At 52.9% G+C, this 14,607-nt stretch carries 13 protein-coding genes; all 13 read left to right on the top strand.

All coding sequences use genetic code 11. The features are described 5' to 3' along the window. Positions 1-58: 58 nt before the first annotated feature. Positions 59-472, top strand: a complete 414-nt coding sequence (locus PsW64_RS15755; protein ID WP_057460999.1) for a rhodanese-like domain-containing protein — start codon at positions 59-61, stop codon at positions 470-472. 793 nt (positions 473-1,265) lie between these two features. Beyond that, positions 1,266-2,468, top strand: coding sequence for a substrate-binding domain-containing protein (locus tag PsW64_RS15750; protein WP_063304189.1), 1,203 nt, complete (start codon positions 1,266-1,268; stop codon positions 2,466-2,468). Positions 2,469-2,642: 174 nt separating this feature from the next. Further along, positions 2,643-3,542: a bile acid:sodium symporter family protein gene (locus PsW64_RS15745; protein WP_063286862.1), complete on the top strand. Its 900-nt coding sequence runs from the start codon at positions 2,643-2,645 to the stop codon at positions 3,540-3,542. 11 nt (positions 3,543-3,553) lie between these two features. Then, positions 3,554-4,351, top strand: coding sequence for an ABC transporter ATP-binding protein (locus PsW64_RS15740; protein WP_063304188.1), 798 nt, complete (start codon positions 3,554-3,556; stop codon positions 4,349-4,351). After that, complete coding sequence (locus tag PsW64_RS15735; RefSeq protein ID WP_063301402.1) at positions 4,344-5,069, top strand: ABC transporter ATP-binding protein; 726 nt, start codon at positions 4,344-4,346, stop codon at positions 5,067-5,069. Before PsW64_RS15740 ends, PsW64_RS15735 begins: the two co-directional genes overlap by 8 nt. Further along, positions 5,066-6,094, top strand: a complete 1,029-nt coding sequence (locus PsW64_RS15730; protein ID WP_063304187.1) for a branched-chain amino acid ABC transporter permease — start codon at positions 5,066-5,068, stop codon at positions 6,092-6,094. Before PsW64_RS15735 ends, PsW64_RS15730 begins: the two co-directional genes overlap by 4 nt. Before the next feature lie 12 nt (positions 6,095-6,106). Next, complete coding sequence (locus PsW64_RS15725) at positions 6,107-7,162, top strand: branched-chain amino acid ABC transporter permease (RefSeq protein ID WP_063304186.1); 1,056 nt, start codon at positions 6,107-6,109, stop codon at positions 7,160-7,162. A 336-nt stretch (positions 7,163-7,498) separates the two neighbouring features. Then, entirely contained in the window at positions 7,499-7,711 is a 213-nt protein-coding gene (locus PsW64_RS15720) for a cold-shock protein (protein WP_057461006.1), read from the top strand. A gap of 403 nt (positions 7,712-8,114) precedes the next feature. Then, positions 8,115-8,666 carry a TetR/AcrR family transcriptional regulator gene (locus PsW64_RS15715; RefSeq protein ID WP_063286955.1) on the top strand — a complete coding sequence of 184 codons (552 nt, stop codon included), beginning with the start codon at positions 8,115-8,117 and terminating at the stop codon, positions 8,664-8,666. A gap of 116 nt (positions 8,667-8,782) precedes the next feature. After that, a complete protein-coding gene (locus PsW64_RS15710) occupies positions 8,783-9,871 on the top strand; it encodes a TRAP transporter substrate-binding protein (RefSeq protein WP_063304185.1) in 1,089 nt (362 codons plus the stop codon). Between the two features lie 357 nt (positions 9,872-10,228). Beyond that, the gene (locus PsW64_RS15705; protein WP_063291410.1) at positions 10,229-12,274 is read left to right on the top strand and encodes a methyl-accepting chemotaxis protein; all 2,046 of its coding nucleotides are present in this window, start codon (positions 10,229-10,231) and stop codon (positions 12,272-12,274) included. Positions 12,275-12,371: 97 nt separating this feature from the next. After that, a complete protein-coding gene (locus PsW64_RS15700; RefSeq protein ID WP_063304184.1) occupies positions 12,372-13,550 on the top strand; it encodes an NAD(P)/FAD-dependent oxidoreductase in 1,179 nt (392 codons plus the stop codon). Positions 13,551-13,791: 241 nt separating this feature from the next. After that, positions 13,792-14,607 (top strand): IS110 family transposase (locus PsW64_RS15695; RefSeq protein ID WP_193757813.1); only part of this gene is annotated, 816 nt, incomplete at its 3' end.

Genomic DNA, 14,607 nt, shown 5'->3' with positions numbered 1-14,607 from the left:
AGTGTTTTTGGTGCTCCTCCCGCTAATCAGGAGCATCCTCATAGATTTGGAGACGTACATGTCCTCACGCGCGCTCGAATATTCCCCAGCCGACCCAAAGCTGGCGCTCTCACATTTCCGTTCAATCCTGCAGTTCGAGACAGATTGCTCTGATGTGCAGGCAGATTTGGCCGATGGTACTGCAGAATTCGTTTTGCTTGATGTTCGCGGTGCTACCCGCTTTGCAAAAGGACACGTGGATGGTGCGATCTGTTTGCATCACCGCGATCTGACCGAACAGAACCTTGCCAAGTGGCCAATGGACACAGTGTTTGTCGTCTATTGCGCTGGGCCGCATTGCAACGGGGCAGACAAGGCCGCCTATAACCTCTCCCGCTTGGGACGTCCGGTGAAGATTATGCTGGGCGGTATGACTGGCTGGATTGACGAAGGCTTTGAGCTGGTTGCGTCACCAGCTGAAGAAGTTGCTTAAGCCGAGCACCCACTCATAAAAAAGGCACCGAGGTGGGAGGATACCTCGGTGCCAAACAAAGCAGGCATAAAAAGGCCGATTGGGAGGGGGAGGTACGGCCTTTAAAATCGTCGGGGCAAGACAACCTGCCTTGAAACAAGGAGGACCCACCAAGCAATGGAAACGGGTCACCCTTCAGTTGTCCGCATAGTGATATGCAGATAATCCCTTTTCAGGACTTATTGTTATTTTGGTAATACTGACTGCTACGCACTCAGTACTTAATGACGCCCTGTTAAACCAGTGTTCTTATTGCTATTGAAGGTATCAGGGTCTTGTTATCATCAGGTTTTCAGAGATGGTGAACAAACACTTATCTGACACACCTGCAGAGAGACGCGGCCTAACGGCTAATTGAGGTGTAAACAGGGCGAAATACGGCTTTTCCATGGCGTATGGCCGTCAGCTTGTCGCAGTGAAAGCAGGAGTAGTCACAACGACTTACAGTAAGTCGCAAGAAGCATCTCTTTAAACTGAAGCTGCAAAGAGTAATTGCAAATATTGGACTGATGCCTCGATCATGAAAATCGATTTTTTGATATAAAATTCTGGACAGCTGAAATTTATTTTCCGGATAAGCAAATACAAGTGATCCGTTCAAATTTTAACAATTTGGCTCAATCTGGAATCATTGACTCCTTCCTGAATACATGCGTCAACTCTATTTACGTTGTTTGAGGGCAGGCTTACGAAGTCTTTTGAGACGGTGTTTGCGTTTACGGAGGCCCCTGGGCAACGTGGGAGGGGTTTCATTATGCATAAATTACTTAGGGCCGCGGCGGTTAGCCTAGCGGCCAGCGCGTTTGCGCTTTCTGTTTCATCAAATATTTCCTCTGCGGCAGAGCCGATCAAGATTGCCCACGTCTATGGTAAAACCGGTCCTTTTGAGGCCTATGCCAAGCAATCTCATGTGGGTTTGATGATGGGGCTGGAATACGCCACTGGCGGGACCATGGAGATTGATGGCCGAAAAATTGAGGTCATCGAAAAAGACAGTCAGCTCAAGCCCGATATAGGACGTGCCATGCTGGCCGAGGCTTACGGCGATGATGAGGTTGATCTGGCAATTGGGCCAGTCTCCTCTGGTGTTGCGTTGGCGATGCTCTCAATTGCTGAGGAATACGAGAAGCTGCTGATCGTGGAGCCTGCTGTCGCTGACAGCATCACGGGCGCCAACTTCAACCGCTACATCTTCCGCACGTCACGGAACTCCTCTCAGGATGCGATTGCGAATGCTGTTGCCCTTGGGCAGGACGGTGCGTCTATTGCCACGCTGGCGCAGGATTATGCGTTTGGGCGTGATGGCGTGGCTGCTTTCCGCAATGCGATTGAAAAGACTAATGCCAAGCTGGTGTTTGAGGAGTACGCACCGACGGACACCAAGGATTTCACCGCGAGTGCCCAGCGCATCTTTGAGGCTCTGAAGGGTCAGGAAGGACGCAAGTTCCTGTTTGTGATCTGGGCTGGTGGCGGAAACCCGCTGGCGAAGATCAACGCGATGAACCCTGAACGCCATGGGATTGAGATCGCAACAGGTGGCAACATTTTGGCGGCTCTGAAAGCCTATAAGGCCATGCCGGGCATGGAAGGCGCGACCTACTATTACTACGAGATCCCTCAGAACCCAGTGAATGACTGGCTGGTGAAAGAACATGAGGCTCGTTACAGCTCGCCGCCTGATTTCTTTACGGCGGGTGGTATGGCGGCAGGCATCGCTGCTGTCGAGGCGATCCGTAAAGCTGGCTCCACGGATACGGAAGAGCTGATCTCCGCAATGGAAGGCATGGAGTTTGAAGGCCCGAAGGGACTGATGAAATTCCGCGCTGAGGATCATCAGGCATTGCAGTCCATGTATCACTTCAAGATCCGTATGGATCCAGAGGTTGAATGGGGCATTCCTGAACTGGTGCGCGAACTCAAGATTGAGGACATGGATATCCCAGTTCAGAACCAGTAGGTCCCCGCTTTACATAGCTCAGAGAGGGAGCGGGCCACTCGCTCGCTCTCCTTAATCACAAAAGATAACGCTCTGGAACCATGAGAGGTTTCTGCAGGTTTACTGACCTCATCCTCAGTTGCAGATTGTCCCGCTTACGGAATATCAGAGCCTCAAAGAGCGAAGTACAAGACCATGGACATTCTCTTAAAGCTGTTTTTGCCGCTTTCGCTGGCGTTCATCATGTTTTCTCTCGGCATCTCCCTCACACTGCAAGACTTTAAGCGCGTGGTGCAGATGCCGCGTGCGTTCAGCATTGGCATGCTGGGGCAGTTGCTTTTGTTGCCCGTTGTTGCCTTTCTCATTTTACAAGTGGTGGAGTTGGAGCCGGCCATGGCGTTTGGCGTGATGCTGCTTGCCTTCGCCCCGGGTGGTGTCACCTCCAACATGCTGACACGGTTCAGCGGCGGCTCTGTCGCGCTGGCGGTGTCGCTCACAGCCGTGACCAGTGTGCTGTGCGTGTTGACGGTGCCGGTTTTTGCAGCGGCATCCGCAAACTACTTTCTTGGTGCGGCCATGCCCAAGATTGATGTGACGTCTATTGGCATTTCCATGGCACTGATTACGGCTGTTCCCGTTGCGATTGGGGTTCTCGTAAATCATATGGCGCCATCGTTTACCGCGGCGATCTCCAAAGTGGTGTCGCTGTTGGCCTCCGTGCTGTTTGTGGTGATCGTGCTTGGAGCCATTGCCACTAATTGGTCTGTGCTGACGGCCAACATTCTGGAGCTAGGGCCAGTCCTTATTTTGCTGAATGTTGTGATGCTGCTGGTTGGGTATGGCGGCGCCAAGCTTATGAAGCTCTCGCATCCTGACAGTGTTGCGATTGCTATGGAGGTGGGCGTCCAAAACGCCACGCTTGGGATCACCGTTGGGGCTTTGATCGCAATGAACGGCGAAGCATTGCCGCCATACAGTCTGGCCTCCGGTATTTACGGCATCACCATGTATGGCTGTGCCTTCCTCTTCATCCTCTGGGCACGGCGGAAAGCGCGGGCAAACCCGAGCCTTCGCGCCCAAAATGAACTCTCATAAAGGGCAGGTCTTTGGAATTACAGAAAGACGAAAAGCCGGTTCTGAGTACGCATGATCTGACCATTCGTTTTGGTGGGCATGTGGCTGTGGATGCAGTGTCCTGTGATTTTCATCGCGGGACACTGACTGCCATTGTGGGGCCGAATGGTGCTGGCAAGACCACTTACTTCAACCTGATTTCCGGTCAGCTCTCTGCCAGCGCTGGTCATGTCTGGTTTAATGGCGAAGACATCACGCGCCTTTCAGTTGCCGACAGGACCCTGCGGGGCATCGGGCGGGCGTTTCAGATGACCAATCTGTTTCCCGGCCTGAGCGTTCGGGAGAATGCACGGCTGGCGGTGCAGGCTCATCAGCGGATGGGCATGGATTTGTTTTCTATGGCGGACAGCCATGTGGAGCTGATCCAACGCGCAGAGCACATTCTGGCAGAGGTGCATTTGCTGGATAAGGCCGAGCAGATCACATCCGAGCTGTCACATGGAGATCAGCGCAAGCTGGAGGTAGCTCTGATGATTGCCATTGGTCCGCAAGTGCTGATGTTTGATGAGCCGACAGCAGGCATGAGCGTTGATGAGGTGCCGGTTGTGCTGGACCTGATCCGTGAGTTGAAGCAGGACAAGGACCGCACAATTTTGCTGGTTGAACACAAGATGGATGTGATCCGCTCACTGGCTGACCGGATTATTGTGCTGCACAACGGAGAGCTGGTGGCAGATGGGGATCCTACTGAAGTGATCGCCTCTCCGGTGGTTCAGCAGGCTTATCTAGGTGTTGCACCTGAAGAGAAAACAGAGGGTGCGCATGTCTGATGCTCTTCTCAGTCTAAACAGCGTTCACACGCATATTGGCCCCTACCACATTTTGCAGGGGGTTGATCTGGAAGTTCCACGCGGTGGTGTCACGGTTCTGCTAGGGCGGAATGGCGCTGGCAAGACCACGACGCTGCGGACCATCATGGGGCTGTGGCAGGCCTCAAAAGGGACGATCCAGTTTGATGGAACAGAGATCCAGAAAGAGACCACACCTGCCATTGCCCAGCGCGAGATTGCTTTTGTGCCGGAGGATATGGGCATCTTCACCGATTTGACCGTGCATGAAAACATGCTTCTAGCCGCACGGAACAGTGCGATTGATGAGGAACGGCTGGGATGGATTTTTGGCCTGTTCCCTCCCCTCAAAACATTTTGGCAGAGTGCTGCGGGTAATCTTTCCGGCGGGCAAAAGCAGATGCTGGCGGTGGCTCGCGCAATCATTGAGCCCAGAAAGTTGATCCTGATTGATGAGCCGACCAAGGGGCTGGCTCCTGCAATCATCAACGCCATGATTGCAGCCCTGAAAGAACTGAAAGAGATGCAGACCACGATTTTACTGGTGGAGCAGAACTTTTCCATGGCGCGCGCAGTGGGAGACACCGTTGCCGTGATGGATGACGGGCGGATTGTTTATTCCGGCGCCATGGCAGAGCTGGCAGCTGATGCCGAATTGCAGGAGAGGCTGATGGGACTTTCACTGGAGGCACACCAATGAGTGACAGCCTGATTAAACCGCGCATCGAGCGCCCTTCTCTCTCTCAGACTATCGAGGCAAAGGCACCGCTGCTGCTTGTGCCTGTGCTGATGGTGATCGGCTTGCTCGCGATTGGTTCCGGCTCCACCTGGTTGACGCTGACGGCGGCGGGGCTGGCGATGGGGATGATGATTTTCATCATGGCGTCTGGCCTTACTGTAATCTTCGGCCTGATGGACGTGATCAACTTCGGGCATGGGGCGTTTATTTCGCTTGGAGCCTTTGCAGGGTTTACCATTTTGGGCCTGCTGGGTGGGTGGATTGAGAGCCCCAGCATTGCGCTTAATCTGGGCGCTGTTCTGCTTGCTGTGGCGTTTGCCATGCTGGTGACGGGTCTTGCGGGCTATGGCTTTGAGCGGCTGATTGTTAAGCCGGTGTACGGGCAACACCTGAAGCAGATCCTCGTGACCATGGGCGGGCTGGTTGTGACGCAGCAGCTGATCTATGTGATCTGGGGCCCGGATGAGATTGTGCTGGCGCGGCCTGCTGCGTTTCAGGGTTCTTTTGTGGTGCTGGGCGCTGCCATTGAGAAATACCGTGTGTTGGCCATTGTAATCGGGCTGGCATTGTTTGTTGCCATGCGGCTGGTTTTGAACCGGACACGCATTGGGCTGCTGGTGCGGGCTGGGGTTCAAAATGGCGAAATGGTGGAAGCTCTGGGGTATCCGATAGAGAAGCTGTTTCTGGCAGTGTTCATGGTGGGCTGTGCTTTGGCGGGACTCGGCGGTGTGATGTGGGGCATGTATCAGGAAACCATTAGTGCTCATATGGGGGCTGAGGTGATGATCTCCGTCTTCATAGTGGTGATCATCGGCGGGCTTGGCTCCATTGAGGGCTGTTTCATCGGCGCGATGCTGGTGGGTTTGCTGACCAACTACACTGGCTTCCTGATCCCCAAACTGGCGTTGGTCTCGACCATTTTGCTGATGGGGGCTGTGCTGATGTGGCGACCTCAGGGGCTTTACCCCGTTGTCAAAGCGCATTGAGGAGTTTGTCAGATGATTGTGAAACTCCTTTCTGGTGATCGTCCACGCAGCAAAATGCTCAGTGCTGTCCTGCTGTTCATTCTGGTTGGGCTGCTGTTTGCACCCTTTCTGTTTCCCGGCACGCGTTCCTTGGATACCGCTGCTCGCATCTGCATCTTCATTGTGCTGGTGGCCAGTTATGATTTACTGTTGGGGTACACCGGCGTGGTGTCGTTCGCGCACACCATGTTCTTTGGTATCGGGGCTTATGGGACGGCCATTGCACTGGTGAACATGGGCGCCTCTTACAGCGCGATTGCGCTTGGCACTGTGTGTGGTGCGTTGGTGGCCGGGGCCTTTGCGTTTGTGATTGCGCTGTTTTCGCTGCGGGTCAAAGCAATCTTCTTTGCCATGATGACGCTGGCTGTGGCGAGTGCGTTTCTGGTGCTGGTCTCGCAACTTTCCGGCTTCACTGGCGGTGAGGACGGGCTGAGCTATCGTATCCCGCGGGAGATGACGCCTGCGTTCAAGTTGGTGAAGGAGAAGGTGCTCGGGGTTCGCCTCAATGGCAAACTGATCACGTACTATGTGGTCTTCTTCAGCAGCTTGTGTCTGTTCCTTGTTTTGCTACGCATGGTGAACTCTCCGTTTGGCCGTGTTCTGCAAGCTATCCGAGAGAATGCATTCCGTGCGGAAGCGATTGGCTACAAGGTGGTGCGATATCGCAGTGTGGCGACAATTCTGTCTGCAGTTATGGCTGCACTTGCGGGTTCGCTGATGGCCCTCTGGCTGCGCTACACCGGGCCAGCGACGACGCTCTCTATGGATATAATGGTGGACATTTTGTTGATGGTTGTGATTGGCGGAATGGGGAGCATGTACGGCGCCGTTATCGGGGCTGTCCTGTTCCTTCTCACTCAGTCTTATTTGCAGAACCTCTTGGGCCTCCTTCAGGAATCGCTGGGTAGTCTGCCTATAGTGTCAGAGGTGGTTTCACCGGAACGCTGGCTGCTTTGGTTGGGAATGTTATTTATCTGCAGTATTTACTGGTTCCCTATGGGCATCGTAGGCCGTTTAAGAGGAACATAATGCCTCAATTGGGCTCTTTTTTTAAATTGCACCTTGTGGATTTCTTAAGGAGCAACTACATCGGTAGGGACGAGCAAGCTAAGAGATTTGCTTATCCCGTAGTATTAGAGGGGCGACATATGACCCGCCTCCCTATATGAACCATTAGGACTGATTTCTTTTAGAAAGAATGAGAGCTCAGACCTTATGACTGCGGGCTGTTATTAGAGACACGGCTGGCAATGTTGCGGTGCATGTATCGGAACAATGTCCTTTTCTGCCTTTGATTACATTGCTCGTCACGACTGACCCGCCTTAACCAGGCGAGTTGACTTTTTTGGCTTAAAGGACGTTTCCATGCGACAAGACGGTACCCTCAAATTCTTCAACCACGACAAAGGCTACGGCTTCGTTACTCCAGCTGACGGTTCCAAAGACATCTTTGTTCATATCACAGCTTTCGAACGCTCTGGCATCGCAGTTCCTGCTGAAGGTGCAGCGATCACTTTTGTTGCTGAAGAAGATCGTCGTGGCCGCGGTTTGCAGGCTTCCCAGATTGAGCTTGCTTAATCTGTACGATTTGCGAGGCTCCAGAGTTTGTTTCAGCGCAAGCTGAATGAACTTTGTGACCGCCACATAATTGGCCTGATGCGCGCCGGCAATTGCCAGGCGCCGTCAGGCCTTTTATTTTTTACATCAGACCAGCCGTCTCCTTGTTCTGATCAGAGCTTGCCTAATGCTCTCTCTCCCCCATCTTTCAGCTGAGAACTTCTTAAAAGAGCCGCAATCACGGCTATTTTATCTGGTTCAACGAACATCGTTGTTTTCACTTCATAAATTTCGTGGTTCACATGACGACTTGGCCTCGCAAAGTTGCCACTGATGGCCTATACTGACAAAAGTCGCAGATCTGCGCTTATAAGAACAACTTTTTTCTCTGCGACCTCTCGCAGAATTGGGCAAGGGACTCATTGTGAAGGGCACGACCAAAGCCAGCAGAACGCAGCATCGCATTCTTGAAGCGGCCATCGACTATGTGCAAGCACAAGGCGGTGGGCAGTTTTCGTTGGATGCAATCGCCAAGCATGCAGGTGTTTCCAAAGGTGGGCTGCTCTATAACTTCCCAAGCAAACAAGCTCTCATCCGCTCCATGGTTCAATACCATGTAGATGGCACGCGCGATAACATTGCCACAGAAGAGCAGAAGCTTGCTGATGATCCCTATCGCCATAAACTGATGCGGGCATTCCTGAAGGGGCTTTGCAGCAAGTTCAAAGAAGACAACAAGGCAGCCTCCGGTATGCTGGCCGCCATTGCAGACGACCCGAGCCTGCTTGACCCTGTCCGCGTCTTCCATAAAGACATGTATGCGCGCATTCAGGACGAGTCAGAAGACCCAGAACTGGCAACCCTTGTCTATCTGGCTGTTGAAGGCATTCACAGCAACGGGATGTTTCAGGTTCTTGATGAGGACCAGCTGAATGTGGAAGAGCAACTCGAGCGCATGTTCGAGATACTCAAGTAAAGCTCTCTCTGACTTGATTTCTTCTCAGCCCTGACCGCTGAAATATATCGCCAGACCCACCTGCCTTCTGCTAGCATTAATACCTACGTATTTTATGAATTAGCGGAGACGGGCAGATGAAACGCCGTGACTTTCTGAAAACAGCAATGGCAACTGGTGCTGCGGGCAGCGCTTCTGTCCTTGCTGCGCCAGCACTTGCAAACGCCACATTGAACCTGAAACTCGTTGGCTCTTTCCCAAAGGGCTTCCCGGGCGTGGGCACCTCAGCTGAACAGCTGGGCAAACGCATTGAGGCGCTTTCTGACGGCAAGATCTCCATCAAGTATTTTGGCGGTGGCGAGCTGGTTCCTCCGTTCGAAACGTTCTCTGCCGTTTCCTCTGGCACTGCTGATATCGGTCACAACGCGCCTTATTATCAGGTGGGCAAGATCCGCTCGACCATGTACTTCACCACTCTCCCGTTTGGCCTGGATGCGACTGAACTTTCCGGCTGGTTGCGTCATGGTGGCGGACAGGCTCTTTGGGACGAAGCGTATGCACCGCATGGTGTGAAACCATTTTATGCGGGCAGCTCGGGCGCTCAGGCAGGTGGCTGGTTCAAGAAGCCAATCAAGTCTCTGGATGATCTTGTCGGGCTGAAGATGCGTATTGCTGGCCTTGGCGGCGACATTCTGCGCAAAGTGGGTGCGACGACTGTTGTCACACCTCCGCCAGAAATCTACCCTGCCCTGCAGTCCGGTGTGGTTGATGCGGCTGAGTTTGTTGGCCCGTGGAACGATCTTGCTCTCGGCCTTTACAAGATTGCGCCGTACTACCACTTGCCAGCGTTCCATGAGCCGGGTCCGGGTCTGGAAATGATCGTAAACCAGAACACCTATGAGAACCTGAGGCCTTGGCTGAAGGAAGTTCTGGCGCAGGCGGCGACAGCACAGGCTGAAGAGAGCACGGCGGAATTCCGCTACAACAACACCATCGCTCTTTCCACACTGGTGGAACGCGGTGCTATTCTCTCCTCCTTCCCACCGGATGTGATTGAAGCGATTGGCGCGGCTGCGCGTGAAGTGATTGCGGCTTATCCTGCTGGCGATGCAATGAGCGAGAAGATCCACGGTTCCTACATGGGCTACGTGAAAGCTTGTTCTCTGTACGGTGCGCGCATGGAGGGACAGCTTTATCAGGACCGTGCGCAGGTGTGGTCTACGTAAGCATCACTTGACCGAGATTTTGGAATGGGGAGTTTTGCTTCCCTTTCCATAGACTGCTTAAACGAATCATCAAAAGCTCACTAATTATCGTCGATGCTCTTGTACTCGCTGAAAACTCAAGTATATTTCCGAAATAGTAATCAATTGCAATCTACACATATACTTAGGAACTAAGTATTTCACCTACTTATATTACTTAGGTGAGAATAAGTAGGTAGTTAGTACAAATCCAAGCTATAGAATAAACGCTCTATAAAGAATTACTGACTCAATTTGTGCGTGTAATAACGAAACAGTGTAACGGGCAGCAGTGCCCCGCTCAAATTTGGAACTCGAGTTCCCCTTTTAGGTGCTCTCATGCGTCGTATTCTTTTAAAGTATCGTATCATCGCGATATTCATGCTTGCGTTTGTGCCCATGCTCTATTTTGCTGGCTCACAAACCACCACCGCCTATAACAAAAAGGTGGAAGCATCCTCTATTGGTCAGGTTGCAGAGTTTGTTCCTGTATTGAGTGCTGTTGTTCACGAACTGCAAAAAGAACGTGGCCGCTCCGCCGGATATCTTGGCGCAAAGGGCAAAGCCTTTGCTGAGGGCCTTGCTGACCAGCACAAGCTGACCGACAGCAAAATCCGCATCTATAAGACTGCGCTGGACAACATCCACCTTGCTTCCATTGATAAGGGCCTTGCGGCTCAGGTGGACATGGTGAACAGCCGTCTGGCAAACATTGCCCGGATCCGCAATAACGTCAAAAGCCTGAACACAACCGTTGGCGAAACTGTTGCTTACTACAGTGGCACCATCAACGAGGCCTTCAAGTTTTTGCCAAGCACAATTGCCGTAAGCCGCGATGCAAGCCTTGTTCGCAAGCTGAGCATGTATGAAGAAGTGCTGCTTGGAAAAGAGAACGCAGGCATTGAGCGCGCAATTGGCGCAAACGGCTTTAGTGCGCAGGAATTTAACCCGACTATCTACCATCGCTTCGTTCGTCTTGGCGCCAGTCAGGATACGCACTTCAAAACTGCGCAATCATTGATGACCGGGCCTCAGGTGAAGTTTCTGGAGAAGATCTTCAACCGGCCTATCATGAGCCAGGTTGATGCTGCCCGTAAGCTGGGGTATGCCGCTGCGTTTGGTGGCGATATCTCCTCCATCTCCGGTACTGAGTGGTTTGACCTGGCGACCGAACGTATCGACTCGCTGAAGGATTTTGAAGACTACCTTGCGGACGAACTGGTGATGCATGCGCAAAAACTGACTGCGAATGCACAGTGGGAGTTTATGCTGGCCCTCATCATCTCCGGCATTGTGACGGTGCTGGGTATTGGCGCGGCTTACACGATCATTCGCAGTGTATCTATTCCGGTAACAGCCCTACTTAGCGATGCTCGCAAACTGGCTGAAGGCGACACCACTGTGACGTTCGCTGGTGCGACTGGCGTTGATGAAGTTGGCCAGGTGGCGAACGCTGTTATGTCTTTCCGCGATACGGTTGCTGAGCAAAAGCGACTGCAGAGCCTTTCTGAGAAAGAGCATGAACAGGAGCGTGACCGCCAGATGCACGTGGATCAGCTGATCAGTGTGTTTAATGACCAGGTTTCCAGCGTTCTTGACCGGGTTGATGACAACACCGGTAAGATGCAGCAAACCGCTGACTCTCTGACTCACATCGCGACAACCACATCTGACCGTGCCAACAGCGCTGCTGGTTCCTCTGAGCAGGCTTCGCAAAACGTGCAGACCGTGGCTTCTGCTGCTGAAGAGCTCTCTGCATCCATCGAAGAGATCGGGCGCCAGATCTCCCAGACCAAGCAGACTGTTGATGATGCAACCAGTGTTGCAACTGCCACCAACGATCATGTGGCGGATCTGGATGTTGCGGCTCAGAAGATTGGCGAAGTGGTCAATCTCATTCGTGACATCGCCGAGCAGACCAACCTGCTGGCTCTGAACGCAACCATTGAAGCAGCGCGTGCTGGCGAAATGGGTAAGGGCTTTGCGGTTGTTGCATCCGAGGTGAAGGAGCTGGCAACCCAGACCTCCAAGGCGACAGAAGAGATTTCCTCTCAGATCTCCGGTATTCAGGGTTCTACGAAGGAAGCTGTGACCGCTATTGAGCAGATTGCTGGTACAATGCATCAGGTGAATGAGTACACCAGCTCCATTGCCACTGCGATTGCTCAGCAGAATGCGGCGACATCATCCATCAGCCAGAACATTCAGCAGGCTGCACAGGGCACTCAGGATGTGGCGGACAGCATGAGCGTTGTCACGAGCTCGGTTCAGGAAACCAACCACTCTGCCAATGACGTGCTTGAGGCTTCTTCTTCTGTTTCCAAACAGGCAACGGAGCTGCGCCAGACCATTTCCAACTTCCTGAGAGATGTTGTTGCGGCTTAAGCGTTAAACATTGCTGAAATGCATGAGGAGGGCTCTGGCCCTCCTCTTTTGTTTGATCCCGAGTTGACCTTGGCTGGAAAGCCCATATAAGAGCGCCATGCAAAACATTGACGTTCTTATAATAGGTGCAGGCGCCGCCGGCCTGATGTGTGCCATTGAGGCTGGAAAGCGCGGACGCTCTGTGCTGGTGATTGACCATGCCAAGCGCCCAGCGGACAAAATCCGCATCTCCGGCGGTGGGCGGTGCAACTTCACAAACCTGCACGCCTCTCCCGCGAACTATCTTTCTGAGAACCCGCGTTTTGCTGTTTCTGCTTTGAAGCGTTTCACCCAGCATGATTTTATCGCGCTGGTGGACAAGCACCGCATCAGTTGGCACGAAAAAACACTGGGCCAACTGTTTTGCGATGACAGTGCTCAGCAGATCATCGACATGCTGCTCCAGCTCTGCCAGCAATCTGGCGTTCGCATTCAGCTGGGCACCAGTGTCACTTCTCTTACCAAGCCTGATGATCGCTTCACCGTTGGCACTTCCAGAGACACAGTGAGAGCGCAGTCTGTGGTTGTGGCCTGTGGCGGACCTTCCATTCCCAAGATGGGAGCTACCGGCTTTGGCTATGAGATTGCCAAGCAGTTTGATCTGCCGCTCGTCTCCCCTCGCGCTGCTCTCGTACCGTTCGTCTTTGATGATGCGATGCGGGAACGGACCAAACATCTGGCAGGCGTTTCAGTGGATGCTGTTGTGTCTTTCAAAAAGACCAGTTTTCGTGAAGGATTGCTCTTCACCCATCGTGGTCTTTCCGGGCCATCCATTCTGCAGATCTCCTCTTACTGGGAAGAAGGTAAAGACATTCGCGTCAACTTGCTTCCAGACACAGATGTTCTTGAGGCCCTGAAGTCCGCCAAGCAAAGCCAGCCAAAGCAGGACATTAAGACTGCGGTGGCAAGTTTGCTGCCTAAAAAGCTGGCCACACACATTGCTGAGGAGCATAAGCTGAGCGGACGGTTGGCCGACACCTCCGACAAGGTGCTGCGCAAGGCCGCTCTGGCAATCAACGAGTGGACCCTCAAGCCCGTCGGCACCGAAGGCTACCGCACTGCTGAGGTCACCTTAGGCGGCGTAAGCACAAAGACCCTCTCCTCCAAAACAATGGAAACCAGCTCCGTCCCCGGCCTCTTCTTCATCGGCGAAGTCGTCGACGTCACCGGCCACCTCGGCGGCTTCAACTTCCAATGGGCCTGGTCTTCCGGCCATGCGGCCGGGCAGTTTGTTTAGATATGACGGCATAATAAAGTTTGTAATGATGCGGTAGAGTTTGTAATCTTAACCACGTATGGAATAAAAAAATTTGTAATGTCGGATCACATACACTTTGCTGCATGTGCGAAAAGCTCTCCCAAAATTAGATCTATCTTGGCTGCGACGGGCCACAAGCATGCGTAATTGGGCTCGTCCTTCATGAGAGGTCAGCTCCTGTTAATATCGCAGCATATTGCTGCGAGGATGGGACAGCACCATGGAATACTATGCTGGTTTGGATGTTTCTTTACGGTCTGTTCCAATTTGCGTGATCAACGGCGAAGGCAAGATTGTGTTTGAACACTCGGTTGCCTGCGAGGTAGACGTTATCGCCAGTACCTTAACAAAGGCGTCGTTGCCCATTACCCGCATTGGCTTTGAAGCTGGAACAATGAGCCAGCCTCTGTTTTACGGTTTGAAAGAACAACATGGTTTTGACGTTGTCTGTATGGAGGCAAGGCAAGTGAATGCGGCTCTGTCGGCCATGCGTAACAAGACCGATAAGAATGATGCACGCGGCATAGCGCAAGTCCTGCGCTCCGGCTGGTATAGCCCAGTGCATATGAAAAGCCGCCGTTCGCATGCAATGCGTACGCTCCTGAGCAGTCGCAAGGCATGCTTGCGTAAATGCATAGACTTGACAAACGAGGTACGCGGGCTCTTGAAGGTTTACGGCCTGCGTCTGCCGGAACGGATTAAACACACACGCTTTGATGCAACAGTGCAACCGTTTATCGAAGTCCACCCAGATTTGAGCCTGGCACTGGTTCCGCTTCTGGACGCGCGGCTCGCTTTATTACACACGTATCAAGAGCTGGACAAACGCGTTAAACACGCGGCAAGCACCAATGCAGTGTGCTTGCGACTAATGGAAATCCCCGGCGTTGGCCCAATGACCGCACTCGCATTTGTCGCTGCGGTGGATGATCCAGCGCGGTTCAGGAGTTCGCGAACGGTTGCTGCCCACTTCGGCTTAACGCCGAGGCGTTTTCAATCAGGAGAAACCGATAATCCTGACCGGATCTCTAAAGCA

The organism is Pseudovibrio sp. W64 (assembly GCF_001623145.1).
Taxonomy (GTDB): domain Bacteria; phylum Pseudomonadota; class Alphaproteobacteria; order Rhizobiales; family Stappiaceae; genus Pseudovibrio.
Note: the sequence above shows the minus strand (reverse complement) of the source record. Positions and strands in the feature narration are given on the sequence as shown.

What these genes read in the sequence shown, in the direction of transcription:
- PsW64_RS15755 (WP_057460999.1), top strand. Translation starts at nt 59, where the DNA reads ATGTCCTCACGCGCGCTCGAATATTCCCCAGCCGACCCAAAGCTGGCG.
- PsW64_RS15750 (WP_063304189.1), top strand. Translation starts at nt 1,266, where the DNA reads ATGCATAAATTACTTAGGGCCGCGGCGGTTAGCCTAGCGGCCAGCGCG.
- PsW64_RS15745 (WP_063286862.1), top strand. Translation starts at nt 2,643, where the DNA reads ATGGACATTCTCTTAAAGCTGTTTTTGCCGCTTTCGCTGGCGTTCATC.
- PsW64_RS15735 (WP_063301402.1), top strand. Translation starts at nt 4,344, where the DNA reads ATGTCTGATGCTCTTCTCAGTCTAAACAGCGTTCACACGCATATTGGC.
- PsW64_RS15730 (WP_063304187.1), top strand. Translation starts at nt 5,066, where the DNA reads ATGAGTGACAGCCTGATTAAACCGCGCATCGAGCGCCCTTCTCTCTCT.
- PsW64_RS15725 (WP_063304186.1), top strand. Translation starts at nt 6,107, where the DNA reads ATGATTGTGAAACTCCTTTCTGGTGATCGTCCACGCAGCAAAATGCTC.
- PsW64_RS15720 (WP_057461006.1), top strand. Translation starts at nt 7,499, where the DNA reads ATGCGACAAGACGGTACCCTCAAATTCTTCAACCACGACAAAGGCTAC.
- PsW64_RS15710 (WP_063304185.1), top strand. Translation starts at nt 8,783, where the DNA reads ATGAAACGCCGTGACTTTCTGAAAACAGCAATGGCAACTGGTGCTGCG.
- PsW64_RS15705 (WP_063291410.1), top strand. Translation starts at nt 10,229, where the DNA reads ATGCGTCGTATTCTTTTAAAGTATCGTATCATCGCGATATTCATGCTT.
- PsW64_RS15700 (WP_063304184.1), top strand. Translation starts at nt 12,372, where the DNA reads ATGCAAAACATTGACGTTCTTATAATAGGTGCAGGCGCCGCCGGCCTG.